This window comes from Amycolatopsis sp. NPDC006125, assembly GCF_040614195.1.
GTDB lineage: Bacteria > Actinomycetota > Actinomycetes > Mycobacteriales > Pseudonocardiaceae > Amycolatopsis_E > Amycolatopsis_E tucumanensis.
In genome coordinates this window covers 41,601-64,527 of record NZ_JBEXTZ010000016.1, presented here as the reverse complement: position 1 = coordinate 64,527, position 22,927 = coordinate 41,601, and the positions used below count along the sequence as shown (strand labels likewise).

29 protein-coding genes are annotated in these 22,927 nt (G+C 71.5%); 19 read left to right on the top strand and 10 right to left on the bottom strand.

All coding sequences use genetic code 11. The features are described from left to right. Positions 1–67 precede the first annotated feature (67 nt). The 8 genes from ABZ193_RS10990 (at position 68) to ABZ193_RS10955 (ending at position 6,636) form a co-directional block, all read left to right on the top strand. Positions 68–949, top strand: a complete 882-nt coding sequence (locus ABZ193_RS10990; RefSeq protein WP_237338863.1) for a DUF2993 domain-containing protein — start codon at positions 68–70, stop codon at positions 947–949. Positions 950–956: 7 nt separating this feature from the next. After that, positions 957–1,391, top strand: coding sequence for a thioredoxin family protein (locus ABZ193_RS10985; protein ID WP_020421436.1), 435 nt, complete (start codon positions 957–959; stop codon positions 1,389–1,391). Between the two features lie 1,292 nt (positions 1,392–2,683). After that, on the top strand, positions 2,684–3,115 hold the full coding sequence (locus tag ABZ193_RS10980) for a DUF4395 domain-containing protein (RefSeq protein WP_026153632.1): 432 nt from the start codon (positions 2,684–2,686) through the stop codon (positions 3,113–3,115). Between the two features lie 39 nt (positions 3,116–3,154). Then, positions 3,155–3,994 (top strand): sulfurtransferase, encoded by an 840-nt coding sequence (locus ABZ193_RS10975; protein ID WP_020421435.1) that lies wholly within the window; start codon positions 3,155–3,157, stop codon positions 3,992–3,994. 2 nt (positions 3,995–3,996) lie between these two features. After that, positions 3,997–4,305, top strand: a complete 309-nt coding sequence (locus tag ABZ193_RS10970; RefSeq protein WP_026153631.1) for a DUF1416 domain-containing protein — start codon at positions 3,997–3,999, stop codon at positions 4,303–4,305. A gap of 240 nt (positions 4,306–4,545) precedes the next feature. Beyond that, positions 4,546–5,160 (top strand): FABP family protein, encoded by a 615-nt coding sequence (locus ABZ193_RS10965; protein WP_020421433.1) that lies wholly within the window; start codon positions 4,546–4,548, stop codon positions 5,158–5,160. A 4-nt stretch (positions 5,161–5,164) separates the two neighbouring features. After that, a complete protein-coding gene (pxpB, locus tag ABZ193_RS10960) occupies positions 5,165–5,776 on the top strand; it encodes a 5-oxoprolinase subunit PxpB (RefSeq protein ID WP_354709691.1) in 612 nt (203 codons plus the stop codon). Then, the gene (locus tag ABZ193_RS10955; protein ID WP_354709690.1) at positions 5,773–6,636 is read left to right on the top strand and encodes a biotin-dependent carboxyltransferase family protein; all 864 of its coding nucleotides are present in this window, start codon (positions 5,773–5,775) and stop codon (positions 6,634–6,636) included. Before pxpB ends, ABZ193_RS10955 begins: the two co-directional genes overlap by 4 nt. Here ABZ193_RS10955 and ABZ193_RS10950 read toward each other — a convergent pair. Then, positions 6,627–7,472: an aminodeoxychorismate lyase gene (locus ABZ193_RS10950; RefSeq protein ID WP_237338867.1), complete on the bottom strand. Its 846-nt coding sequence runs from the start codon at positions 7,470–7,472 to the stop codon at positions 6,627–6,629. The two genes, ABZ193_RS10955 and ABZ193_RS10950, sit on opposite strands and share 10 nt — an antisense overlap. Before the next feature lie 30 nt (positions 7,473–7,502). Between ABZ193_RS10950 and ABZ193_RS10945 the strand changes: the two genes are divergently transcribed. From ABZ193_RS10945 to ABZ193_RS10935, 3 genes are all read left to right on the top strand, one after another. Next, positions 7,503–8,630 carry a folate-binding protein gene (locus ABZ193_RS10945; RefSeq protein ID WP_354709689.1) on the top strand — a complete coding sequence of 376 codons (1,128 nt, stop codon included), beginning with the start codon at positions 7,503–7,505 and terminating at the stop codon, positions 8,628–8,630. Between the two features lie 49 nt (positions 8,631–8,679). Continuing rightward, positions 8,680–9,240 carry a hypothetical protein gene (locus tag ABZ193_RS10940; protein ID WP_027936357.1) on the top strand — a complete coding sequence of 187 codons (561 nt, stop codon included), beginning with the start codon at positions 8,680–8,682 and terminating at the stop codon, positions 9,238–9,240. Between the two features lie 61 nt (positions 9,241–9,301). Next, positions 9,302–9,514, top strand: a complete 213-nt coding sequence (locus tag ABZ193_RS10935) for a hypothetical protein (RefSeq protein WP_237338869.1) — start codon at positions 9,302–9,304, stop codon at positions 9,512–9,514. On the opposite strand, the gene ABZ193_RS10930 is transcribed toward ABZ193_RS10935, so the two are convergent. After that, entirely contained in the window at positions 9,507–10,406 is a 900-nt protein-coding gene (locus ABZ193_RS10930; RefSeq protein WP_020421426.1) for a hypothetical protein, read from the bottom strand. The genes ABZ193_RS10935 and ABZ193_RS10930 overlap by 8 nt on opposite strands. Before the next feature lie 198 nt (positions 10,407–10,604). On the opposite strand from ABZ193_RS10930, the gene ABZ193_RS10925 reads away from it, so the two are divergent. From ABZ193_RS10925 to ABZ193_RS10915, 3 genes are all read left to right on the top strand, one after another. Beyond that, positions 10,605–10,802 (top strand): DUF3073 domain-containing protein, encoded by a 198-nt coding sequence (locus ABZ193_RS10925; protein WP_017985773.1) that lies wholly within the window; start codon positions 10,605–10,607, stop codon positions 10,800–10,802. Between the two features lie 97 nt (positions 10,803–10,899). Further along, positions 10,900–11,760 carry a 3-hydroxybutyryl-CoA dehydrogenase gene (locus ABZ193_RS10920; RefSeq protein WP_084022707.1) on the top strand — a complete coding sequence of 287 codons (861 nt, stop codon included), beginning with the start codon at positions 10,900–10,902 and terminating at the stop codon, positions 11,758–11,760. Between the two features lie 2 nt (positions 11,761–11,762). Further along, the gene (locus ABZ193_RS10915; RefSeq protein ID WP_237338870.1) at positions 11,763–12,653 is read left to right on the top strand and encodes a Gfo/Idh/MocA family oxidoreductase; all 891 of its coding nucleotides are present in this window, start codon (positions 11,763–11,765) and stop codon (positions 12,651–12,653) included. A gap of 98 nt (positions 12,654–12,751) precedes the next feature. Here the strand turns inward: ABZ193_RS10915 and ABZ193_RS10910 are convergent, their stop codons facing one another. Beyond that, positions 12,752–13,741: a YafY family protein gene (locus tag ABZ193_RS10910; protein ID WP_237338871.1), complete on the bottom strand. Its 990-nt coding sequence runs from the start codon at positions 13,739–13,741 to the stop codon at positions 12,752–12,754. A 61-nt stretch (positions 13,742–13,802) separates the two neighbouring features. Here ABZ193_RS10910 and ABZ193_RS10905 point away from each other — a divergent pair, with 61 nt between their 5' ends. Together ABZ193_RS10905 and ABZ193_RS10900 are read left to right on the top strand one after the other, a co-directional pair. Further along, the gene (locus ABZ193_RS10905; RefSeq protein WP_237338872.1) at positions 13,803–14,372 is read left to right on the top strand and encodes a DinB family protein; all 570 of its coding nucleotides are present in this window, start codon (positions 13,803–13,805) and stop codon (positions 14,370–14,372) included. A gap of 1 nt (position 14,373) precedes the next feature. Beyond that, positions 14,374–14,811 (top strand): VOC family protein, encoded by a 438-nt coding sequence (locus tag ABZ193_RS10900; protein WP_354709688.1) that lies wholly within the window; start codon positions 14,374–14,376, stop codon positions 14,809–14,811. A gap of 80 nt (positions 14,812–14,891) precedes the next feature. Here ABZ193_RS10900 and arfB read toward each other — a convergent pair whose 3' ends face one another. The 6 genes from arfB to ABZ193_RS10870 form a co-directional block, all read right to left on the bottom strand. Further along, a complete protein-coding gene (gene arfB, locus ABZ193_RS10895) occupies positions 14,892–15,329 on the bottom strand; it encodes an alternative ribosome rescue aminoacyl-tRNA hydrolase ArfB (protein WP_354709687.1) in 438 nt (145 codons plus the stop codon). Next, positions 15,310–16,380: a phosphoribosylformylglycinamidine cyclo-ligase gene (purM, locus tag ABZ193_RS10890; protein ID WP_017985765.1), complete on the bottom strand. Its 1,071-nt coding sequence runs from the start codon at positions 16,378–16,380 to the stop codon at positions 15,310–15,312. The genes arfB and purM overlap by 20 nt, the downstream gene beginning before the upstream one ends. A gap of 29 nt (positions 16,381–16,409) precedes the next feature. Continuing rightward, the gene (gene purF / locus ABZ193_RS10885; protein WP_020421419.1) at positions 16,410–17,924 is read right to left on the bottom strand and encodes an amidophosphoribosyltransferase; all 1,515 of its coding nucleotides are present in this window, start codon (positions 17,922–17,924) and stop codon (positions 16,410–16,412) included. Positions 17,925–18,058: 134 nt separating this feature from the next. Further along, positions 18,059–18,439: a hypothetical protein gene (locus ABZ193_RS10880; RefSeq protein WP_020421418.1), complete on the bottom strand. Its 381-nt coding sequence runs from the start codon at positions 18,437–18,439 to the stop codon at positions 18,059–18,061. Further along, the gene (locus ABZ193_RS10875) at positions 18,426–18,665 is read right to left on the bottom strand and encodes a DUF397 domain-containing protein (RefSeq protein WP_020421417.1); all 240 of its coding nucleotides are present in this window, start codon (positions 18,663–18,665) and stop codon (positions 18,426–18,428) included. Before ABZ193_RS10875 ends, ABZ193_RS10880 begins: the two co-directional genes overlap by 14 nt. 226 nt (positions 18,666–18,891) lie before the next feature. Next, positions 18,892–19,770, bottom strand: a complete 879-nt coding sequence (locus ABZ193_RS10870; protein WP_020421416.1) for a helix-turn-helix transcriptional regulator — start codon at positions 19,768–19,770, stop codon at positions 18,892–18,894. Between the two features lie 153 nt (positions 19,771–19,923). Between ABZ193_RS10870 and ABZ193_RS10865 the strand changes: the two genes are divergently transcribed. Continuing rightward, positions 19,924–20,757 carry an SAM-dependent methyltransferase gene (locus ABZ193_RS10865; protein WP_027936356.1) on the top strand — a complete coding sequence of 278 codons (834 nt, stop codon included), beginning with the start codon at positions 19,924–19,926 and terminating at the stop codon, positions 20,755–20,757. A 57-nt stretch (positions 20,758–20,814) separates the two neighbouring features. Here ABZ193_RS10865 and ABZ193_RS10860 read toward each other — a convergent pair whose 3' ends face one another. Then, positions 20,815–21,195: a sterol carrier family protein gene (locus ABZ193_RS10860; RefSeq protein WP_354709686.1), complete on the bottom strand. Its 381-nt coding sequence runs from the start codon at positions 21,193–21,195 to the stop codon at positions 20,815–20,817. Between the two features lie 65 nt (positions 21,196–21,260). On the opposite strand from ABZ193_RS10860, the gene ABZ193_RS10855 reads away from it, so the two are divergent. Together ABZ193_RS10855 and ABZ193_RS10850 are read left to right on the top strand one after the other, a co-directional pair. After that, positions 21,261–21,884, top strand: a complete 624-nt coding sequence (locus tag ABZ193_RS10855; protein ID WP_020421413.1) for a type VII secretion system-associated protein — start codon at positions 21,261–21,263, stop codon at positions 21,882–21,884. Positions 21,885–21,978: 94 nt separating this feature from the next. Beyond that, a complete protein-coding gene (locus ABZ193_RS10850; RefSeq protein WP_354709685.1) occupies positions 21,979–22,812 on the top strand; it encodes a lysozyme in 834 nt (277 codons plus the stop codon). The last annotated feature ends 115 nt before the right edge of the window (positions 22,813–22,927 follow it).

Here is a 22,927-nt window from a genome sequence, read left to right as displayed (position 1 = left end):
TCCAGAAGCCGGACACGAGACAGATCGGACACGAAGAGTGAGCAGACCTGCGACCCAGGACCGAGCCGTGCCACCAGCGGGATCGCGCCGCCGTGGACGCCGAGCCCGCCGCATCGTCATCAGTCTCGTCGTGCTGCTCGCGCTCCTGGTCGGGGCCGATTTCGGGCTCGCCGCGTACGCCGAGCACACGGTGTCGCAGAAGGCCCGCGAGCAGCTGAAGCTGAGCGACGACCCGTCCGTGACGATCCACGGTTTCCCGTTCACCACGCAGGCGATCGGCGGCGACTACGGGCACATCTCACTGTCCGCGTCCGGGGTGCCGATCAAGGACCTGCAGGACGTCGGTGTGACGGCCGACCTCTACGACGTCACCGCGCCGCTGTCGGACCTGGTGAACGGCAACACCGACGCGATCGACATCGGACGCCTGGAGGCCCAGGTCACGATCAAGGCCAGCGACATCAACAAGGTGGACCCGCTGACCAAGGTCGACGACCTGCGGATCGAGCCGTCGAGCATCGAGTACGTGGAGACCGGCCAGGACGCCGAGAGCGGCACGGACAGCGGCTCCGGCGGCGACCAGCAGGGCCAGGACGGCACGACGGAGGAGGAGCAGGACAAGTCCAGGGCCGGCATCCGCATCTCCGGGTACGTGCAGATCGCGGGCCAGCAGCTGGAGATCTTCTGCTTCGCGATGATCGAACTGCACGGCACGGCGATCGACATCGTGCCCAAGCGGCTGCAGTACGGGAATGACAAGGAGACGACCGTTGTTCCCGAAGCTGTGCAGCAGGCCCTGCTGCCGAACTTCAAGGCCACGATCGACACCGGCAACCTCCCGTTCGAGGTCACCCCGACGGCGGTACAGGTGAACAGCGGTTCGGTCACCATCAAGGGCGAGGCCAAGAACGTGACGTTCAGCGGGGCGACCAGCTCTACCGGAGGGTGAGGCGCGGATGACGGGCGTGTGGGTCGTGCTCGGCACGCTGGTGGTCGCGGCGGTCGCCGGCGGGCTGCTCAAGGCGCGCAACGGTCGCGTCCGGGCGGCTCGCCGGGCGCCCGCGGCCGGGCTGCCCGAGCCGGTCGCGGCGGTGCTCGACACCGGCGCCCGCGTCACCCTGGTGCAGATCTCCACCACGTTCTGCACCCCGTGCCGGCACACCCGCGCCCTGCTCGGCCCGCTGGCCGAGCGCACCGACGGCCTGAACCACGTCGAGCTGGACGTGACGAACCAGCCGGAGGTCGCGCAGGCGCTGGGTGTGCTGCGCACGCCGACCACGATCGCCTACGACTCCGACGGCACCGAGCTGCTGCGAGTCGGCGGCGTGCCGAAGGCGCCCGCGCTGCTGGAGGCCCTCGCGCCGCACCTCCCGGCGCGGGTGACGGACTGACACGCCGCTGAGCTGGGCTGAGTGGGCCCTCGCGCCTTCCGGCGGGTGTGATCGGCTGACACGCCGCCGGCTGCGCTGAGAACGCCCACATGCCGCGCCGTCCGGCGCGGTTGGTGGAGAGACATGCCGCTGGGTGCGCTGAGGGTGCCCTCGCGCCGCATCTCCCGGCGAGGGTGGCGAGAGACATATCGCTGGCTGCGTTGAGGGTGTCCTCGCGCCGCACCTCCCGGCGGGTGTGGCGGATTGACTTGCCGCTGGCCGCGCTGCCGGTGGCCCTGGTACTGCACCTTCCGGCCCGCGTCGCGGAGCCACCTGCCGCTGGTCGGGCTGTTGGTGACCCTCGCGCCGCACCTCCCAGCGCGGTAACGGACTGCCACGCCACTGGCCTGCGCTGAGAACGCCCACGTGCCGCGCCGTCCGGCGCGGGTGGCGGAGTGACCTACCGCTGGCTGCGCTGAGGGGCCCTCGCGCCGCGCCTTCCGGCGGGTGTGACTGGATTGACACGCCCGCTGGCCGCGCTGTTGGAGGCCCTCGCGTCGCGCCGCATCTCCCGGCGCGGGTGGCTGAGAGACATGCCGCTGGCTGCGCTGAGGGTGCCCTCGCGCCGCGCCTTCCGGCGGGTGTGACGGATTGACACGCCCGCTGGCCGCGCTGTTGGAGGCCCTCGCGCCGCACCTCCCATCGCGGTAACGGACTGACACGCCACTGGCCTGCGCTGAGAACGCCCACGTGCCGCGCCGCCCGGCGCGGGTGGCGGAGTGACCTACCGCTGGCTGCGTTGAGGGTGCCCTCGCGCCGCGCCTTCCGGCGGGTGTGGCGGATTGACTTGCCGCTGGCCGCGCTGCTGGTGGCCCTGGTGCTGCACCTTCCGGCCCGCGTCGCGGAGCCACACGCCGCTGGCCGGGCTGTTGGTGACCCTCGCGCCGCACCTTCCGGCCCGCGCGACGGAGCGACAAGCCCCTGACCGCGCTGCTCCCGGCCCCCACACCGCCCCTCCCGGCGCGCGTGACCCAGTCACACACCGCTGACCTGGGCCGAATTTCTTTCTTGGATCGTGGGAATGCTCTCACTGGGTGGACGCCACTCCCACTTTCAGGGACGTCCGGGTAGCCTGACGCTCGTGTGCAGGCTGCCCCTCACTCTGCTGACGCAACGTCGCGCGGTCGACTTCTGCCGCGTGCGCAGCAGCCTGTGTCTGCCCTAGCGGGTCCGCCTCAGCCGTACCCGCTTCTCCCCCCGCCGGAAAAACCCATTCCGACGCGCGCTCACGCGCGCCCCGCCAGGGAGGTGACATGTCAGCAGGCCCAGCCGTAGACCCCCGTGGACCGCGCTTCGCGGCCGTCATCACGACCGTCGTGCTCGCGGTGGTCCTGATCACGGGCTGGTGGCCGTTGCTGGCCGTCCAGACGGTCGTGTTCGCGATCGGCGCGTTCATCGGGCTCAAGCCGGCCCCGTACTCGCTGCTCTACCGCTACCTCGTGGCGCCCCGGCTCGCGCCGACGTCCGAGCGGGAGGACGCGGCGCCGCTGCGGTTCGCCCAGGCGGTCGGGTTCGTGTTCGCGCTGGTCGGCACCGTCGGCTACGCCACCGGGGTCACCGCGCTCGGCATCGTCGCGACGGCGTTCGCACTGTTCGCGGCGTTCCTCAACGCGGCCTTCAACTTCTGCCTCGGCTGCGAGATGTACCTCCTGATCCGGCGCGTGGCGCCGAGCCAGGCTTCCTGACAGTCCACCCACGAGAAGAAGAAAGCGAGTAGTGCTCTCATGAGCCGTGAAGACGTCCTGGTCACCACGCAGTGGGCCGAGGAGAACCTGAACACCCCCGGCGTGGTCTTCGCCGAGGTGGACGAGGACACCACCGCCTACGACGGCGGCCACATCCGCGGCGCGGTCAAGATCGACTGGAAGACCGAGCTGCAGGACCCGGTCCGCCGCGACTTCGTCGACAAGGCGGGCTTCGAGGCCCTCCTGTCGGAGAAGGGCATCTCCAACGACGACCTGGTCGTCCTGTACGGCGGCAACAACAACTGGTTCGCCGCCTACGCGTACTGGTACTTCAAGCTGTACGGCCACGACAAGGTCAAGCTGCTCGACGGCGGCCGCAAGAAGTGGGAGCTGGACGGCCGCGAGCTGACCTCCGACGAGGTCAAGCGCGAGCGCACCAACTACGTCGCCAAGGAGCCGGACACCTCGATCCGCGCCTTCCGCGACGAGGTCGTCGACGCGATCGGCACCAAGAACCTGGTCGACGTCCGCTCGCCCGACGAGTTCTCCGGCAAGCTGCTGGCCCCGGCGCACCTGCCGCAGGAGTCGGCGCAGCGCGGCGGCCACATCCCGACGGCGCTGAACGTGCCGTGGGCCAAGACCGCGAACGAGGACGGCACCTTCAAGACCGCCGAGGAGCTCAAGGAGCTCTACAACGAGGCGGGGCTGGACACGTCCAAGGCGACCATCGCCTACTGCCGCATCGGTGAGCGCTCCAGCCACACCTGGTTCGCGCTGCACGAGCTGATCGGGCTCGAGGACGTGAAGAACTACGACGGTTCGTGGACCGAGTACGGCTCGCTGGTCGGCGTGCCGATCGAAACCGGAACGGGGAAGTGACGATGAGTGCTGACGGTTGCGGCGCGCCGGTCCAGACGGCGACGCCCGCGGACATCGACACCAACGGTCAGGTCGTGGTGGCCGGCAAGGTCGTCGGCGGCGACGGCCCGGTCGGCGGCGCCTACGTGCGCCTGCTGAACGGTGACGGCGACTTCGCCGGCGAGGTCCAGGCCTCCCCGGAGGGCGACTTCCGGTTCTACGCCGCGCCCGGCGCCTGGACGGTGCGTGCCCTGCACCGCTCGGGCAACGGCGAAGCCTCGGTGACCGCCGAAGGCCCCGGCCTGCACCAGGTCGCGATCTCGGTCGGCTGATTCCACCCTCGACGGCCACCCCCGCGCACGCCGCGGGGGTGGCCGTCGTCGTACCCGGACGAACCCGGCGCCGGGCGTGGTGCTCACCACGCGGGTGCGGGGCGAATGAACCCCCTGCCGGCGGCTATCCTGCTGGACGTGGAGATCCTGTTTACGACGCTGCTGGTGCTCGCCGGCATCGCGATCCTCTGGTTCACCGTGTACGTCGTCTACCGGCTGTACGCCGACCAGCGCTGACCGATGACATCCGGCGATGACGCCGTCGCAGCCGCCGCCGAACGGGCCGAGTCGACGCGCGGGCGCAACCTGCCGCAGTTCGACGACCTGCCGATCCCGGTGGACACCGCGAACCTGCGCGAGGGCGCGAACCTGAACGACGCCTGCCTGGCGCTGCTGCCGCTCGTCGGCGTGTGGCGCGGGGAGGGCGAGGTCAACTACCCGACCATCGAGGGTCCGCGGCGGATCGCGCAGCAGCTCACCATCGCGCACGACGGCCGCCCGTTCCTCTACCACGAGGCCCGGTCCTGGCTGCTCGACGACGACGGCAACGTGGTCCGCGCCGCCGCCCGCGAGGTCGGCTGGTGGCGCCCGCAGGCCGACGACACGATCGAACTGCTGCTGGCCCACAACACCGGCATCATCGAGGTCTTCTACGGCAAGCCGCGCACCCAGACGTCCTGGGAGCTGGGCACCGACGCGGTCGTGCGCACTTCCACGGCCAAGGAGGTCACCGGCGCGCAGCGGCTCTACGGCCTGGTGAACAACGGCGACCTCGGTTACGTCGAGGAGCGCGCGATGGTCGGCGAGCCCATGCAGCCGCACGTGTCCCTCTACCTGAAGCGCGTGGTCGGCTGACCTCGTGCGCTGGCTGCGCTACGGCCCGGACGCCGCGCTCGTCGAGTGCGAGTCGCTCGCCGAGATGAGCGCCGTCCGCGCCGCCGTGGTCGCCGCGGGACTGCCCGATCTGGTCGAGGTCGTGCCGGGTGCGCGCACCGTGCTGATCGCCGCCCGGCCGGGCGCACGCGCGCTGGAGCAGGCCCGCAGGCTCGTGGAATCGGCCGACCTGGACGGCGGGGACGGCGGCGAGCCGCGGGAGATCACCATCGACGTCCGCTACGACGGCGAGGACCTCGACCTGGTCGCGCGCACCGCGGGCATCACCGCCGCGGAGGTCGTCGAACTGCACACCGGCGCCACCTACACCGTCGCGTTCACCGGGTTCGCCCCCGGCTTCGGCTACCTCACCGGCCTGCCCGAACCGCTCCGCCAGTCGCGTTTGGACACTCCACGCACGCGCGTCCCGGCCGGGTCGGTCGCCATCGCGGGCGAGTTCACCGGCGTCTACCCGCGCTCGTCGCCCGGCGGGTGGCGCCTGCTCGGGCACACCGACGCCGTCCTGTTCGACAGCCGCGCCGAGCGGCCCGCCCTGCTCGCGCCCGGCGACCGCGTGCGGTTCCGGAGGATCGGGTGAGCCGCGCGCTGGAGGTCGTCGCGACCGGTCCGCTCGCGCTCGTGCAGGACCTCGGCCGCCCCGGGCACGCGCACCTCGGTGTGCCGCCGTCCGGCGCCCTCGACGTCCCGGCGCTGCGGCTGGCGAACCGGCTCGTCGGCAACCCGGAGGGCGCGGCCGGGATCGAGGCGCTGCTCGGCGGGCTAACCGTCACGGCCCGCGCGTCCTGCACGGTCGCGGTCACCGGCCCGCCGGTCGCGGTCGCCGTCGACGGCCGCCCGGCGGGCTCGCACGTGCCGGTCCACCTCGCCGCCGGGCAGACCTTGACCATCGGGCGGCCGGACACCGGCCTGCGCTGCTACCTCGCCGTCTCCGGCGGCATCGACGTCGAACCCGAGCTGGGCAGCCGCTCGCGCGACGTGCTGTCCGAGATCGGGCCGCCGCCGCTGGAGCCGGGTGACGTGCTGCCGCTGGGCGCGCCGTCTGGGATCCCGGACGGCGCGGACACCGTCACCGCCCCGCCGAACCCGCCCGCCCTGGTCGTCCCGGTCGTGCTCGGCCCGCGTGACGACTGGTTCGGCGACGCCGCCCACCAGCTGTCCGTGCCGTGGACCGTGACCAGCGAGTCCAACCGCGTCGGCCTGCGCCTGGACGGTCCCGCGCTCCGGCGCACCGGCGCGCGCGAGGGCGAGGAGCTGCCCAGCGAGGGTGTGATCACCGGCGCGATCCAGGTGCCGCCGAACGGCCTGCCGGTGGTGTTCCTCGCCGACCACCCGACCACCGGCGGCTACCCGGTGATCGCCGTCGTCGTGCCGCGGGCGCTGCCCGCGCTCGCGCAGGCCCGGCCGGGCACTACGATCCGCTTCCGCCCCTACGCGTAGAGGGCTTCGTAGGCCTGCGCCAGCTCGGCGTGGATCGCCGAGGAGTCGCGCAGCGGCTGGTGGTCCAGGGTGTGCACGCGGGTCAGCTTCCGCACCGACGACGCGAGGAACACCCCGTCGGCGGTGTGCAGGTCGGGCGTCCGGATCATCTCGATCTTGGTCGACCAGCCCGCCCGCTCGGCGGCGCGGAACACCGCCGCCTGCGTGGTGCCGGGCAGGATGCCGATGCCGGCCGGCGGCGTGTAGAGCGTCCCGCCGCGCGCCACGATCACGTTCGACGTCGGGCCCTCCAGGACGGAGTTCAAGTCGCTGGCGGTGAAGATCACGTCGTCCGCGCCGCGGCGGGCGGCCTCCCGCACGGCGGCCATGTTGACCGCGTAGGACAGCGACTTCGCGCCCAGCAGCAGCCACGGCGCGCGCTCGGCCAGCCCCGCGTCGATGCCGCGTTCCAGGGTCACCACGGCGACCCCCTCGTCGCGGGCGCGCAACACCTTCGGGTCGATTTCGATCCCGAGCGCGAAGGCCGTCGGCTCCCCCTCGGGGTCGGTGCCGCGGGTGTAGACGAGCTTCAGCGCGAACTCACGGCCGCCGGCCCAGTTGTCGATCACCGCCTGCGCGGCCCGCTGCCACGCCGCGTCGTCCGGCTCCGGCAGATCCAGCATGGACGCCGACCGCGCCATCCGGTCCAGGTGCGGGCGCAGCTCGCGTGCCTTGCCGTCGGCTACCAGGACCGTTTCGAAGACGCCGTCGCCGCGCATCAGGCCGAGGTCTTCGACCCGGATGTGCGGTTCGTCCGGATCGGCCAGGTTCCCGTTCAGGAAAGCGAGTACGCGCATGCGGTCACCGTACTCACCTAACATCGGGGTATGCCGCTCGTTTCTCCGCTCCTCGCCGCGCCGGGCGCCATCGCGCCGCCGGACGACCACCCCGAGCAGGGCGTGCCCTGGCACTGGGGCGACCCGTTCGCCGAGCAGCGCACCGCCGCGCGCAGCGTCGCCGTCGTCGACCGCTCGCACCGCGAGGTGCTGGAGGTGACCGGCCCGGAGCGGTTGTCCTGGCTGCACCTGGTGATCTCGCAGCACGTCACCGAGCTGGCCGAGGGCACCGGCACCGAGGCGCTGGTGCTGGACAGCCAGGGGCACGTCGACACCCACATGGTCCTCGCGCACGTCGGGGAGGCCGTGTACCTGGACACCGACCCGGGGCCGGAGGCGACCAGCGCGCTGCCCAAGGGCGGCAAGCAGACCCTGCGCGAGTACCTCGAAGCGATGAAGTTCTGGTCCCAGGTGGAGATCAAGGACGTCAGCGACGAGCTGGCGATCCTAACCGTGCTCGGCCCGGAGGCGGGCCGGGTGCTGTCCGCTTTGGACATCGAGCTGGGCGCCGAGCCGTACTCCGTCGTGCCGGTCGGCCGCGGCTTCGCCCGGCGCATGCCCTGGCCCGGACGGTCCAGCGTGGACCTGGCCGTGCCGCGCGACGAGCTGGCCGACTGGTGGCGCCGCATCACCGACGCGGGCGCGCGCCCGGCGGGCACGTGGGCGTTCGACGCGTTGCGGGTCGAGTCGCTGCGGCCGCGGCTGGGTGTGGACACCGACGCGAAGACGATCCCGCACGAGGTGAACTGGATCGGCAGCGCCGCGCACGTCGCCAAGGGCTGCTACCGCGGGCAGGAGACCGTGGCGAAGGTGTTCAACGTCGGCCGCCCGCCGCGCCGGATGGTGCTGCTGCACCTGGACGGCTCGCCGGAGATCTACCCGGAGACCGGGGACCCGGTGAAACTCGGCGACCGGGTCGTCGGGCGGGTCGGCAGCGTCGCGCAGCACCACGAGCTGGGCCCGATCGCGCTGGCCCTGGTCAAGCGGTCCGCGCCGGTGGACGCCGAGCTGCTCGCCGGGGACGAGGACCGGGTCGTGCAGGCCGCGGTCGACCCCGATTCGGTGCCCGCCGAGGGCGCCGCGCCGGGCCGGGAGGCCGCCGCTCGCCTGCGCGGGTGATAACGCACCCGCCCTGGCGCCGGGGCCCGGCATGGAGCACTATGTCCCGGTGATCGAAGTCCGGCCGGGCGGACGCCGTCGCATCGACCGTGTCCTGGACCCCGCCTACGTGCGGGGTCTCGCCGACCTGTCGCTCGGGCAGCTGCGTGAGCGCCGGGACGAGGCTGCCCAGGAGGAGACCGATCTCTCCTACCTGCGGCGGCTGCTGCACGCGCGGATCGACATCGTGCGGGCCGAGCAGGAGCGGCGGCGCTCCGGCGGCGAGAGCATCGTGGACCAGCTCGCCACGATCCTGTCCGACAACGCGCTGCGCCCGGCGCGCGGCTCGGGGCGGTACCAGCAGCTGGAGCCCTCCCGCGCCGGCGAGTACCGGCGCCAGGCCGAGGCGCTGGTGGGCAACGCCGACCTGACCGACGTGGGCGCGCTCTCGGACGAGAAGCTGGCCGCGACCCTCGACGACTACCGGGGCGAGGAGGCGTCGGTGTCGCAGCGCCGTCGCGAGGTGCAGGCCGTGGTGGACCAGCTGAACGCCGAGATCGCCGCCCGCTACGCGAAGGGCTCGGCCAACGTGGACGACCTGCTGGCCGCCGAACGCGCCGACGACGCCTGACGATCGCCCCGGTTCACCGGGGCGTCCCGCGGCCCGCAGCGACCACGACGGCGCCGGCAAGGTGGTCGCCGAGATCACCCGGGCCGGTGGCCGCACCGCCGCCGACGTGACCGACCCCGCCGGGGCCGACCGGCGGCAGATCACCGTGCACACCGTGGGCGACGTCGCCTACCGGGCCGGGGTGCCGCTGGGGCGGCCCGGCGAGCCCGACGACGTGGCCGCCTGGTTTCCGGCGACGTCCGGTTCGTCACCGCGGTGCGGTCGTCCTAGTTGAAGTGCTCCCGGGCCGCCAGCTCGCTCCAGTAGTCACGCAGGTCGGTGAACAGCTCGGCGATCTGCTCGACGTCGCCGGAGCGCAGGGCGTCCATGATGCTGTGCACCTCCTCCGCGCTGGTGTCCGACTCCAGCACCGGGTCGGCGATCAGCTGCACCAGCCCGCCGTAGTCCAGCTCGACCGCCGACGCCGGGTCGAAGTTCGTCAGCCACCGGGCGGTCTCCGCCAGGATCCGCGCCGGGCCGGAGTCGCCGAGGGTCTCCTCCACCAGCTCCCGCGCCTCGGCCACCCGCTGGGTCGCGTCGCCCATCGCCACGCGCCAGGAGACCTCGCGCTCCGGGTCGTCCGGGCCCGAGCCCAGGTTCAGCCTGCGGTGCTTGGGGTCGACCAGCGCGAACCACGGCAGCGGCACGGTCCAGGTGGTGGACAGGACGTGCACGGCGGCCTGCGGCAGATCACCGAGCGCCGAGCTGGCCCTGGCCTTCAGCTTCTCCTCGCTCACCCCGGTCGAGTCGATCACCGCGGCGTGCAGCGACGGGTGCGCGTCGCCGAGGAAGCTCACCAGCGCCGCGGCGGAGCGGGCCCGCACCTCCAGCGGGCACACGAGCGGGCCGGGCCCGACCTTCGCGCCGGTGTCGGTGGGCACCTCGGCCGGGTCGAGCACCAGCACGTCGGAACTCGGCAGCGCGCGCCCGCCGGGCAACTCGCCCGGCAGCAAACGGACGGGACTCGTGGTCTGTGACTTCAGCCACATGAGCTGTTCCCGCTCGGCGGCGGCCGCGCGGCTCAGCTGGGCCTGTTCGACGGCTTTGCGCAGCCCCGCGGGGGGAGGGTCGCCGAACGCGGACAGGGGCTCGTACACCCGGAGGTAGGCCACGAACGGTCGGAGCACCGTTGAATCGTGGCACGTCGCCGCCCGGTCGCGACCACCGACCGGCGCAATCCCCGACACTGTCGTGACAAGCACACGAAGCCACGTCGCATTGGACCCCTCGGACAGGGTACGGTGTCACCAGGAACCAATTGTCGAGACGATGCGGGGCCGCCGATTCCCCCGGCCGCCCCGTTCCCTGTGCGAGGGGGTCGAGCCATGGGGCGCGGCCGGGCCAAGGCCAAGCAGACGAAGGTGGCGCGAGAGCTCAAGTACAGCACTCCCGACACAGATTTCGCTGCGCTTCAGCGCGAGCTGTCAGGACAGTCCTCCAATTCTCATCCTCGTGAAGAGGACGAGAAGTACGAGGACCCGTACGACCCGTACGCCGACGAGTACGACGACTACCGTCGTTGACGTCTGACCAGCACACGAGGGTGGGTCCGGTCGTGACCGGAACCCGCCCTCGTGTGCTGTGTCATGCGTCGTCGGGCGCCGGAACTGGAGAGGTGCGATGGCGGACATCCAGCGAGTAGGCGTGGTCGGAGCCGGTTTGATGGGCTCCGGGATCGCCGAGGTGCACGCGCGTGCGGGTGCGGACGTGACGATCACCGAGGTGAACCAGCCGGCGCTCGACGCCGGTCGCGCGCGCATCGAGAAGTCGCTGCAACGCGCGGTAAAGGCGGGCAAGCTGAGCGCCGAGGACGCCGACGCGGCGCTCGGGCGGCTCACCTTCACCACCGACATCGCCTCCTTCGCCGACCGCGACCTCGTGATCGAGGCCGTGATCGAGCAGGAGCAGGCGAAGGTCGAGGTGTTCCGCTCGCTCGACAAGATCGTCGAGCGGCCGGACGCGGTGTTCGCCTCCAACACCTCATCCATCCCGATCATGAAGCTGGGCATGGCGACGAGCCGTCCGCAGCAGGTGATCGGCATCCACTTCTTCAACCCGGTCCCGGTGCTGCCGCTGGTCGAGCTGGTGCCGTCGCTGCTGACCGGTGAGGACACCGTGAAGCGCGCGGACGAGCACGTCACCGGCTCGCTCGGCAAGACCGTGATCCGGTCGCAGGACCGCGCCGGGTTCATCGTGAACGCGCTGCTCGTGCCGTACCTGCTGTCGGCGATCCGGATGATCGAGTCGGGCTTCGCCTCGGCCGAGGACATCGACCGCGGCATGGAGCTGGGCACCGCGCACCCGATGGGGCCGCTGCGCCTGTCCGACCTGATCGGTCTGGACACGATCAAGGCGATCGCGGAGTCGATGTACGAGGAGTTCAAGGAGCCCCTCTACTCGCCGCCGCCGCTGCTGCTGCGCATGGTCGACGCCGGGCTGCTGGGCAAGAAGAGCGGCCGCGGCTTCTACTCCTACTCCTGATCGTGGACGAACCGCTGCGCGTCGGGCTGGTCGGCGCGGGTCCATGGGCCCGCACCGTGCACGCGCCCGGCCTGGCCGACCACCCGTCGACGCGGTTGAGCGCGGTGTTCACGCGCCGCGAGGAGGCCGCGCGGGAGCTGGCGCAGCCGTACGACGCCGAGGTGTGCACCAGCCTGGACGACCTGCTCGGCCAGGTCGACGCCGTCGCCTTCGCGGTGCCGCCGTCGACGCAGGCCGAGCTGGCGGTCGAGGCGGCCAAGGCGGGCAAGCACGTCATCCTGGAGAAGCCGATCGCCGCGGACGTCGCGGGCGCCGAACGGCTGGCCGACGCCGTGGACGGCGCGGGCGTGGCGAGCCTGGTGATGCTGACCCTGCGCTACGCCACCGCGACGCGGGACTGGCTGGCCGGTCTCGCCGCGGCTGGCGGTTGGAGCGGCGGTGGCGTGCGGTGGTTGTCCGGCGGTCTGCTTGGCGGCGCGTACGCGGCTTCGCCGTGGCGGCAGGCGGACGGCGGCACGCTGGCCGACGTCGGGCCGCACGCCTTCGACCTGCTCGACGCCGCGCTCGGCACGATCGAGCGGGTGCGCTCGGCGCATCGCGGGCCGAGCGACCTGTGGCACGTGGTGTTCGAGCACGCGGGTGGCGCGCTGAGCTCGGCGACGTTGTCGTTGCGGTTGCCGATGCGGCCGACGGTCGTCGAGTTCGCGGTCTACGGCGAGCACGGCTACCGCACGCTGGGCCGCAAGGAGGGCGGCGCCGCCCAGTCCTACACCGCGATGCTGGACGACTTCGCGGCGATGGTCGACACCGGCACCACCTCCCACCCGTGCGACGTGCACCGCGGCCTGCACATCCAGCGGCTGCTGGAAAGCGCCCTGTCACTCGCGCGCTGACACACGATCCGGACCTGCCGTTTTCCCGTCACGATCATCGGCGGTCCGTCCGCCCTGTTCGCGTGGCGGTTCCCGGCCTGCCGGCGGAGCCCGCCGCGTCAGTCCGCGCCCGGCAAGCGCCCGGTGGGGGTCTGAGGCTCCCCGGCCATCGCGGCGACGCGTTCGGCGAGCCGGGCCGCGGCCTCGCGCAGCTGCGGCGGTTCGAGGATCTCCGCCTCGTAGCCCAGCCGGGCCACGTGCACGGCCAGCCAGTCCAGCTGGTCACCGCCCGCGACGAGCAGGCACCACCCGTCCCGGTCCTCCTCGACGCGCCCGACCTGCGGCGGCACCAGGTCCCGCACCTCCTCGGCGCTGGCCCGCAGCCGCACCTTGGCGAGGTAGCGGTACGGCGCGGCGCTGACCGACCGCTGCACGTACGCCACCGGGTCGGGGTGCTCCCGCGGTCGGAAGCGCCAGGTCGTCGCCGTCACCTCGCGCATCCGGTCCAGCCGGAAGGTGCGCCAGTCGTCGCGGTCGAGGTCCCAGGCCATCAGGTACCAGCGGCGGTTTGTGGCGACCATGCGCACCGGCTCGACCGTGCGCTCCAGGTCCTCGCTGCCCCGGCTGGAGTACCGGAACCGCACCCGCACCGCGTCCCGGCACGCGCGGGCGAGCGTGACCAGCAGTTCCGCGTCGATCTCGATGCCGGCCACCAGCGTTTCGGTGGCGCCGTGCACCGCCCGCACCTCGGCACGCAGCCGGGGTGGCATGACCTGGTCGAGCTTCGCGAGCGCCCGCAGTGCCGCGTCACCTGCCCCGGCGACCGTGCCGCCGGAGGCCAGCCGGAGCGACACGGCGGTCGCGATGGCCTCTTCGTCGTCGAGGAGCAGCGGCGGCAGCCGGGTGCCCGCGCCGAGCTGGTAACCGCCGCCGACACCCGCGGTGGCGTGCACCGGGTAGCCGACCGCGCGCAGCCGTTCGACGTCACGCCGCACCGAGCGATCGGTGACGCCCAGCTCGGCCGCGAGTTCGGCGGCGGTCCAGGACGGCCGCCGCTGCAGCAGCGCCAGCAGCCGCAACACCCGCTCGACGGTGGCTTCCACGCTCATGCCGGAATGGTTCCACAGATCGCGGAAGGAACCTGTCCGCTATTGGTTGCATGCTGTCGCCATGAACCTCAACCGACTGCTCCGCGACCAGATCGACTGGCACTGGACCCACCAGCTGCGTGACCGCCTCGCCGGCCTCACCGACGACGAGTACTTCTGGGAGCCCGCGCCGGACAGCTGGAACGTGCGCCCGCGTGGCACCGGCACCGCGCCGCTGCAGGCCGGGTCCGGGTCGGTGACCATCGACTTCGCGTTCCCGGAACCCGACCCGGCCCCGATCACGACGATCGCCTGGCGCCTCGGGCACGTGATCGTCGGCGTGCTCGCGATGCGCAACGCCGCCCACTTCGGCCGCACCCCCACCGATTACCAGTCGTTCAAGTACGCGCCGACCGCCGCCGAGGCGCTCGCCCAGCTCGACGCCGAGTACGCGATGTGGATGAAGGGTGTGGAGTCGCTCGGCGAAGAGGGCCTCGCGCGCCCGTGCGGCGAGGCCGAGGGGCCGTACGCCGAGTGGCCGATGGCCGCGCTGGTCCTGCACATCAACCGCGAGCTGATCCACCACCTGTCCGAAGTGTCGCTGCTGCGCGACCTGTACCTGCACACCCGGATCCGCCAGGAGGCGAACTGACATGGCCCGCGAAATCCAGGTCACCTTCGACTGCGCCGACCCGGCCGCGGTCTCCGCGTTCTGGGCCGAGGCGCTCGGCTACGAGCTGCAGGCCCCGCCCGCCGGGTTCGACTCGTGGGAACAGGCGCTGGAGGCGATGGGCGTGCCACCGGAGCGGCGCAACGACGCGTCCGCTGTGGTTGACCCGGACGGCAAGGGCCCGCGGCTGTTCTTCCAGAAGGTGCCGGAGGGCAAGACGGTGAAGAACCGGGTGCACCTCGACGTGCGCGCGGCCCCCGGCCTCCAGGGCGACGAGCGGATGGCAGCGCTGGAAGCGGAAGCCGAACGACTGACCACCCACGGCGCGAAGCGGATCCACCGCCACGAGCCCGCGCCGCCGATTGCGTTCGGGCACATCGTCATGGCCGACATCGAGGGCAACGAGTTCTGCCTGGACTGAGTGCTGGACGAGTTCGCCCGGGCAGCGGGTGCTCGCGGTCGCCGGGCGCCGGCCGTGACGCGGGACGGGCGAGCCGGACCCTAATACTCGAACCTTCCGCGACGGCCGCGCTTGACGTCGCCCCGGCGCTTCTTCTCCGCCAGCCGTCGCTCCTTGGCACCACGCGACGGCTTGGTGGGGCGGCGCGGCGGCGGGGGTGGCGCGGCCGCCGCGCGCAGGACCGCCACCAGCCGCTCACGCGCGGCTTCGCGGTTGGCCAGCTGCGCGCGGTGCTCGCTGGCCGCGATCGTCAGCACCCCGTCGACCAGGCGCGACCGCAACCGCTCCAGCAGCCGCGGCCGCAGATCGTCCGGGATGGACGGCGACCGGGCCACGTCAAACGACAGCTCGACCCGCGAGTCCGTGGTGTTCACGCCCTGACCGCCGGGCCCGGACGAGCGGGAGAACCGTTCGCGCAGCTCGGCGGCCGGGATCACCAGCCGCCGGGAAACCTGCAGGTCAGAACCGGGGGTGGTCACCGGTCAGCACCGCGCGCGGGGCCTCGGTGTCCTCGGTCGTGCGGATCTCGCCCAGCACCCACGCCGGCACGTGCCGCGCGGTCAGCACGGCCAGCGCCCGGTCGACGTCCTCGGACCCGACCACCGCGACCATGCCGACGCCCATGTTGAACGTCTTCTCCATCTCGGCCCGCTCGACCTTGCCGCGCTGCTGGATCAGGGCGAACACCGGCGCCGGCGTCCAGGTGCTGCGTTCCAGCTCGGCGCGCAGCCCGGCCGGGATGACCCGCGCCAGGTTGGCCTCCAGCCCGCCGCCGGTGATGTGCGCGAACGTGCGCACGTCGGCCTCGGCGGCCAGCGCCAGGCAGTCCTTCGCGTAGATCCGGGTGGGCTCGAGCATCTCCTCGCCGAGGGTGCGGCCGAACTCCTCGACGTGCCCCTCCAGCGGCATCCGCGCGATCTCCAGCAGCACGTGCCTGGCCAGCGAGTAACCGTTGGAGTGCAGCCCGGACGCGCCCATGCCGATGACCACGTCACCGGGGCGCACCCGCTCCGGCCCGAGCACCTCGGACGCCTCGACCACGCCGACCCCAGTGGCCGAGATGTCGTAGTCGTGCTCGCCCATCAGGCCGGGGTGCTCGGCGGTCTCGCCGCCCAGCAGCGCGCAGCCCGCCTGGACGCAGCCCTCGGCGATGCCCGCGACCAGCGCGGCGATCTTCTCCGGCACGACCCGGCCGACGGCGATGTAGTCCTGCAGGAACAGCGGCTCGGCGCCGGTGACGACCAGGTCGTCCACGACCATCGCGACGAGGTCGATGCCGACCGTGTCGTGCTTGTCGAGCGCCTGCGCGACCGCGATCTTCGTGCCGACGCCGTCGGTGGACGACGCGAGCACCGGCTCCTTCCACCGGTCCAGCTTGAGGGAGAACAACCCGGCGAACCCGCCGACCCCGCCAAGCACCTCGGGCCTGCTCGCGCGCTCCGCGTGCGGTTTCAGCAGCTCGACCGCCTGGTCACCGGCTTCGATGTCGACGCCGGCTGCGGCATAGGTTGCGCTCGTGGACTCGCTCACGGCAAGCGGACTCCTGAACTCGACTGGACTCACGGACGCCGGACGGCATCCTCAGCACCGTACCCGGCCTGGGTGACGGTCCTGGCATCCGCCGGGTCGAGCCCTTCCAGCACGTACTTGCCGATCAGCGCGTCGTCGGGCAGCGGGATCGGGTACTGGCCGTCGAAGCAGGCCGTGCACAGCCGGGTCTTCGGCTGCTCGGACGCGGCGACCAGGCTGTCCAGCGAGACGTAGCCCAGCGAGTCCGCCCCGATGAGGCGGCGGATGCCCTCCAGGTCGGCGCCGTTGGCCACCAGCTCGGCCCGGGAGGCGAAGTCGATGCCGTAGAAGCACGGCCAGCGCACCGGCGGCGACGCGATCCGGACGTGCACCTCGAGCGCGCCGGCCTCGCGCAGCATCCGCACCAGGGCGCGCTGGGTGTTGCCGCGGACGATCGAGTCGTCCACGACGACCAGCCGCTTGCCGCGGATCACGTCGCGCAGCGGGTTGAGCTTGAGGCGGATGCCCAGCTGGCGGATGGTCTGCGAGGGCTGGATGAACGTGCGGCCGACATAGCCGTTCTTGACCAGGCCCTGGCCGTACGGGATGCCGCTGGCCTGCGCGTACCCGATCGCCGCGGGCGTGCCGGACTCCGGCACCGGGATGACCAGGTCGGCCTCGACCGGGTTCTCCGCGGCCAGCCGCTTCCCGATGTCCACGCGCGTGGCGTGCACGCTGCGGCCGGCGATGGAGGTGTCCGGGCGGGCCAGGTAGACGTACTCGAACACGCAGCCCTTGGGCTCCGGGCTCGCGAAGCGCGAGGACCGCAGGCCCTCGGCGTCGATGGCGATCAGCTCGCCCGGCTCGACCTCGCGCACGAACGACGCGCCGACGATGTCCAGCGCCGCGGTCTCGCTCGCGACGACCCAGCCGCGCTCCAGCCTGCCGAGCACCAGCGGGCGCACGCCGTGCGGGTCGCGGGCGGCGTACAGCGTCGACTCGTCGGCGAAGACCAGGCAGAACGCGCCGCGCAGGGTGGGCAGCAGGTCCAGCGCGGCGGCCTCGGTGCCCTTGTCCGCGGCGGCGTCCGCGAGCAGGCCGACGACCAGGTCGGAGTCGCTGGAGGAGCCGGTCAGCTCGCGGTGCGGCTTGAGGCCCGCGGCGCGGGTGCGGTCCCGCAGCTCGGCGGTGTTGACCAGGTTGCCGTTGTGGGCGAAGGAGATGCCGCTGCCGGTCGCCGTGTGGCGGAACATCGGCTGGGCGTTCTCCCAGGTCGAGGACCCGGTGGTGGAGTAGCGGCAGTGGCCGACCGCGATGTGCCCCTGCAGCGAGGAGAGCACCTGCTCGTCGAACACCTGGCTGACCAGTCCGAGGTCCTTGAAGACCACGATCTGCTTGCCGTCCGAGACCGAGATGCCGGCGGCTTCTTGCCCACGGTGCTGGAGCGCGTACAGGCCGTAATAGGCCATCTTCGCGACTTCTTCACCGGGGGCCCAGACACCGAAGACACCGCACTCTTCTCGCGGTTCGCGCTCGGGCTGGTCGTCGATGTGGTGGGAAACCACGAAAGTGCTCCCTGGAGACGAGGGCAGGCCTACTCAAGTGTAGGTCGTGGACGATCGAAGTGACGCCCAGTGGTCAGTGGCGCTGGCCACTGACCACCGGGCGCCGACTCCCCCTCACGGGAGCGGTTCGCGGGTCAGCTCGCGGCGAGCCAGGTGGAGCGGCCGGTGCCGGTGGGCACCCAGCAGCCGCCGCGACCGGCCGAATCGTCCGGCGGCGCCGCGGCGTCGTCCGGCAGGGCGAGCAGTTCGTCCAGCACCGGAGCGGCCTCGCCCGTGGTGCGCCACAGCACCGTCCGCGGGGCGAGTACGTCGTCCTCGTCGCCGGGGATGCGGGTGGCGACCACGTCGTCCTCGGCGTTGAGGCGGACGACGTCGATCACCGCGTCGTGCGCGCGGACACCGACCACCGCGATCACGGCGCCCTTCGCGTCGCGCGGGTGCACGAACTGGTAACCGCGGGCGATCAGGTCCTGCAGCAGGTCGTCGACGGACTTGGCCGTGTCAGTTGAGGACATCGTCGAACTCGCCGTCCTTCGCCCCCGCGACGAACGCGGCCCATTCGTCGCGGGTGTAGATGAGCGCGGGGCCTTCGGGGTAGCGGGAGTTTCTGACCGCGTACCGGTCCGTGGACAGCTGGGCGAACTCGACGCAGTTGCCGTTGGCTCCGCTGCGTGCGCTCTTGCGCCAGGACGCGCCGGTGAGGGCGCCGGCGGGCATGCCGTTCACGAACTGCTCAGCCATACTTCCCCAACCTTCCGGGTCAGTGCATCTGCGCGGTGCAAATGCACGTGCACTGGCCTTGTGGCGATCACGCTACCACTGGTTACTGCACGGGTAAATGCACGTGCACGGCCGAGAGTAATCCCAGATCGGAGGGTGAGGAATGGTGCGGGGCGTGTAATTCGATCGGGTGACAAAAACTGGCCTGGATGGCCTCGTTGCGACTACTCGTCGTCACCCATTTCGCCTAAAGCTCTTCCCGCTTCTTCAACAGCATCTGCCGCGTCCGATCGGGTGTTTCCGCGTCGACGGCGAGCCGGTCGAAGGCGCGGCCGTAGACCTCCAGGTCCTCCGGCTTCTCCAGGTACTGCGCGCCGTTGAGGTGCTCGACGTAGGCGATGTTCGGCAGGTCCGGCTCGGCGAACTGCAGCAGCGAGAAGGCGCTTTCCGCGGCGAACCCGCTCATGTCGAACGGGATGACCTGGATGGTCACGTTGGGCAGCTCGATGAGCTCCAGCAGGTGGCTGATCTGCTGCTTCAGGACGCCGGCGCCGCCGAACGGGCGCTCCAGCACGGCCTCGTCGAGCACCGCCCACAGCCGCGGCGGCTTCGGCCCGGTGAGCAGCTTCTGGCGGCGCATCCGCAGGCCCACCTTGCGCTCGACGCCCTCGTCCCTGCTGTCCGGGTCGCCGTGGCTGATCACCGCACGCGCGTAGCGCTCCGTCTGCAGCAGGCCGGGCACGAACATCAGCTCGTACGTGCGGATCCGGGAGGCCGCCTCCTCCAGGCCGATGTAGTTGTCGAACCAGCCGGGCACGAGGTCGTTGTAGGGGTGCCACCAGCCGGGCTGGTTGGACTCCTTGACCATCTTGACGGCCCACTCCCGCTCGGTGGGGTCGTGGACGCCGTACATGGTCAGCAGGTCGGTGACGTCGCGTTCCTTGAAGCCGACGCGGCCCAGCTCCATCCGGCTGATCTTCGACTCGGACGCGCGGATCTCCCACGCCGCCTTGGCGCGCGTGATGCCGGCTTTTTCGCGCAGGCGGCGGAGCTGGGTGCCGAGGATCATCCGCCGAGCCGTCGGGCCGGTGGCCTGTTCGGAGCCGGGGAGGTCGATGGGAGCCATCAAAGACCCTTCCTCGCAGAAATCACCAGTCATCCAACTTACAGCGCGGTGGGCCGCAGTCAAGCGCGGTGTGGATTTACCGGGCGCGGCACGCCCCTTACCCTACGTGGGTCCGACAATTCCATTCACATTCGATACGCCCGGGAGACCGCGATGTCCGGTGCCACCGCTCCCTATCCGAGTGCAGTTCCCGTAGGTGTGGACCCGACCAGGGCGAGCATCGCGCGCGTGTACGACGCCGCGCTCAACGGCAAGGACAACTACGAGATCGACCGGCAGGTGCTGGCGCAGGTCCGCACCGTCGCCCCGCAGGTCAACGACCTGGCCTGGGCCAACCGGGACTTCCTGATCCGCTCCTGCCGGTTCCTGGCCATGCAGGCGGGCATCGACCAGTTCCTCGACCTCGGCTCCGGGCTGCCGACGGCCGAGAACACCCACCAGGTCGTGCAGCGGGTGCACCCGGAGGCGAAGGTCCTCTACGTCGACAACGACCCGGTGGTGCTCGCGCACGGCCGCGCGCTGCTCGAAGAGAACGACCGCACCCACTTCGTCGCCGCGGACATCTTCCAGCCGGAGCAGATCCTGGAGCACCCGGAGATCCGCGAGTTCCTCGACTTCTCCCGGCCGATCGCGCTGCTGCAGATCGGCACCTGGCACCACTACCTCGGCGACGACGGCGGCGAGAAGATGGCCACCTACATCGACGCGCTGGCCCCCGGCTCGTACGTCTCCATCGCCCACTTCTACAACCCGGGCACGCCGGAGCACGCCGAGCTGGCCGCGAAGATGGAGGAGAAGTTCGTCCACAGCCCGATGGGCAGCGGCCGTTTCCGGACCAGGGAGGAGATCCAGGCCCTGTTCCCCGGCCTGGAGATGGTGGAGCCGGGCCTCGTCCTGTGCGACGACTGGTGGCCGGACGGCCCGCGGTTGCAGCCCCTGAACCTCGTCCGCCAGTGCATCGCGGGCGGTGTCGGCCGCAAGCCGTAAGCGAGAGTGGCGGCTTGCTTGGCGGTGCGGGTGGCGGTGCGAGCTGCGTCGGTGGTCCTACAGACGCACGAGCGGCAGCCAGTGCGAGAGGTCGGCCCGGGTCCCGGACGCGGTGACCCGGCCCTCCCGCACCGCGTCCGTCCATTCGAGACGGCCCGTGGCCAGTTCCAGCCACGTCCGCGGGTCCGTCTCGACCACGTTCGGCGGCGTGCCGCGGGTGTGCCGCAGCCCCTCGACGCACTGCACCGCCGCGAAGGGCGGCACCCGCACCTCGACGCTCCTGCCGGGGGCGTCCCGGGCGAGCGTGCGCAGGCTCAGCCGGACGGCCGCGGCGAGCTCCGGGCGCGCCGGCCGGTCGGCTTCTCCGCTCAACCAAGCCGAAACGACCTGCAGCGCGGCTCTCAACTCAGCGGGGTCAACCGGACGCGGTGCGGGCATGGTCAAACAGTAGAGTGCACAGCAGCAGACGTGAGCAAGGTGACGCGGAAACACGGGGTTCGCACATGGCGCAGCGGGACGAGGCGGATCGCCTTCTACCCAATCCTCAGCCTGAGCACAAGACGGGCAAGCCCAAGATCACCGAGGAGATGCGCGCCAACGCCAGGGCGAACCCGAACAGCTGGCTCTACGTGATCGACGAGGCGTTCGACCCCAACGGGCCGGTGCCGTCGTGGGCCGTCGTCGGCGCGTACCCGGTCAACGGCAGCGGCAACATCGTGGAGGACTTCCACCCCAACGACCGCTACCGGCCGTCGCCCAAGGCGCTCGGGTTCCCGGAGCCGCGCAACGACCTGGAGCGGCTGCTGCAGCTGGTCCGGACCAACCACCGGCCGGCGAGCGACCTGCCGCCGGTGATCCTCGACTCGACGCTGTTCGTCTACGCGCTCGCGCCCATGCAGCGCACCGTCATCGGGTTCCACAACACCGACGGGCGCGTCCTGGTGCCGGCCTACACGTCGAAGTCGCTGGTGCCGCCGGAGTGGCCGCACGCGCGGGCGGTTCTCGGCCGCGACATGGTGCCGCTGCTCGCGGGTCACGCGGTGGCGATCAACCCGCACGACGTGGTGACCGCGGTGGTGCCGGCCGAGCACCTGGTGGCCGCGCTCGAGCAGGAGCAAAAAGACTAAACATTCCGCACGGTTAAGCCAGTCGCATCACGCTTTCGAGCTAAGCCGACTCGCAAAAAGGGCTCCATCGAGGCATGGTGACGACCATCGGAGGATGGGAGTCGCCGTGCAATTCTGGAGTTCGAAACTGCGCCTGGGCACGCTGCTCGTGTCCGTGGCGCTGGGGACGACCGCCGTCTGCGGAGCGGGGTCGTCCGCCGCGTCCACACCGGACTACTCGAAGGCGGAAAGCACTTTCGCCGGTTCGCAGATCGCCGCCGTCGAGGGCAAGGGCGATCCGCCCCGGTACAACGCGGATTCCGGCGCGCTGGGGCACGACGTCAGCGGGCACCAGGGTGACGTGAACTGGCCGAGCGCCTGGGGCGCCGGCGGCCGGTTCGTCTACGTCAAGGCCACCGAGGGCACCGGGTTCATCAACAAGCGTTTCACCCAGCAGTACAACGGTTCCTACAACATCGGGATGATCCGCGGCGCCTACCACTTCGCGCGCCCGGACGTCTCCGGCGGCCGCGAGCAGGCCGAGTACTTCCTCGCACACGGCGGCGGCTGGACCCCGGACGGGCGGACGCTGCCCGGGGCGCTCGACGTGGAGTACAACCCGTACGGCGAGGCCTGCTACGGCCTCGACCCGAAGCGCATGGGCGAGTGGATCCGGGACTTCTCGGACGCCTACCACGCCCGCACCGGCCGCTTCCCGGTCATCTACACCTCGACGAACTGGTGGAACAAGTGCACCGGGAACAACGCGGGGTTCGGGCAGAACAATCCGTTGTGGATAGCCCGCTACCAGCCGACCGTCGGCCCGCTGCCCGCCGGGTGGTCGCGCCAGTTCATCTGGCAGTTCGCCGACTCGGGGGTGCTGCCGGGCGACCAGAACCTGTTCAACGGGCCGCTGGACCAGGTCAAGGGTTTCGCCACCAACAACTGACGTCGTAATCCGGTCGAGTTACTACGAAAGTCGGTCCGTCGCCGACGACATGCGGGAATCACCCACCTGTCATCCGAAATTCACGGGATTTGGTGACAAAGCGGCAAGTCGTCAT

Bases quoted from the DNA above. Each gene is read 5' to 3' on its own strand.
- ABZ193_RS10985 (WP_020421436.1), top strand. From the start codon at position 957: ATGACGGGCGTGTGGGTCGTGCTCGGCACGCTGGTGGTCGCGGCGGTC.
- ABZ193_RS10980 (WP_026153632.1), top strand. From the start codon at position 2,684: ATGTCAGCAGGCCCAGCCGTAGACCCCCGTGGACCGCGCTTCGCGGCC.
- ABZ193_RS10975 (WP_020421435.1), top strand. From the start codon at position 3,155: ATGAGCCGTGAAGACGTCCTGGTCACCACGCAGTGGGCCGAGGAGAAC.
- ABZ193_RS10970 (WP_026153631.1), top strand. From the start codon at position 3,997: ATGAGTGCTGACGGTTGCGGCGCGCCGGTCCAGACGGCGACGCCCGCG.
- ABZ193_RS10965 (WP_020421433.1), top strand. From the start codon at position 4,546: ATGACATCCGGCGATGACGCCGTCGCAGCCGCCGCCGAACGGGCCGAG.
- ABZ193_RS10950 (WP_237338867.1), bottom strand. From the start codon at position 7,472: ATGCGCGTACTCGCTTTCCTGAACGGGAACCTGGCCGATCCGGACGAA.
- ABZ193_RS10945 (WP_354709689.1), top strand. From the start codon at position 7,503: ATGCCGCTCGTTTCTCCGCTCCTCGCCGCGCCGGGCGCCATCGCGCCG.
- ABZ193_RS10925 (WP_017985773.1), top strand. From the start codon at position 10,605: ATGGGGCGCGGCCGGGCCAAGGCCAAGCAGACGAAGGTGGCGCGAGAG.
- ABZ193_RS10920 (WP_084022707.1), top strand. From the start codon at position 10,900: ATGGCGGACATCCAGCGAGTAGGCGTGGTCGGAGCCGGTTTGATGGGC.
- ABZ193_RS10910 (WP_237338871.1), bottom strand. From the start codon at position 13,741: ATGAGCGTGGAAGCCACCGTCGAGCGGGTGTTGCGGCTGCTGGCGCTG.
- ABZ193_RS10905 (WP_237338872.1), top strand. From the start codon at position 13,803: ATGAACCTCAACCGACTGCTCCGCGACCAGATCGACTGGCACTGGACC.
- ABZ193_RS10900 (WP_354709688.1), top strand. From the start codon at position 14,374: ATGGCCCGCGAAATCCAGGTCACCTTCGACTGCGCCGACCCGGCCGCG.
- ABZ193_RS10880 (WP_020421418.1), bottom strand. From the start codon at position 18,439: ATGTCCTCAACTGACACGGCCAAGTCCGTCGACGACCTGCTGCAGGAC.
- ABZ193_RS10875 (WP_020421417.1), bottom strand. From the start codon at position 18,665: ATGGCTGAGCAGTTCGTGAACGGCATGCCCGCCGGCGCCCTCACCGGC.
- ABZ193_RS10870 (WP_020421416.1), bottom strand. From the start codon at position 19,770: ATGGCTCCCATCGACCTCCCCGGCTCCGAACAGGCCACCGGCCCGACG.
- ABZ193_RS10865 (WP_027936356.1), top strand. From the start codon at position 19,924: ATGTCCGGTGCCACCGCTCCCTATCCGAGTGCAGTTCCCGTAGGTGTG.
- ABZ193_RS10860 (WP_354709686.1), bottom strand. From the start codon at position 21,195: ATGCCCGCACCGCGTCCGGTTGACCCCGCTGAGTTGAGAGCCGCGCTG.
- ABZ193_RS10855 (WP_020421413.1), top strand. From the start codon at position 21,261: ATGGCGCAGCGGGACGAGGCGGATCGCCTTCTACCCAATCCTCAGCCT.
- ABZ193_RS10850 (WP_354709685.1), top strand. From the start codon at position 21,979: ATGGGAGTCGCCGTGCAATTCTGGAGTTCGAAACTGCGCCTGGGCACG.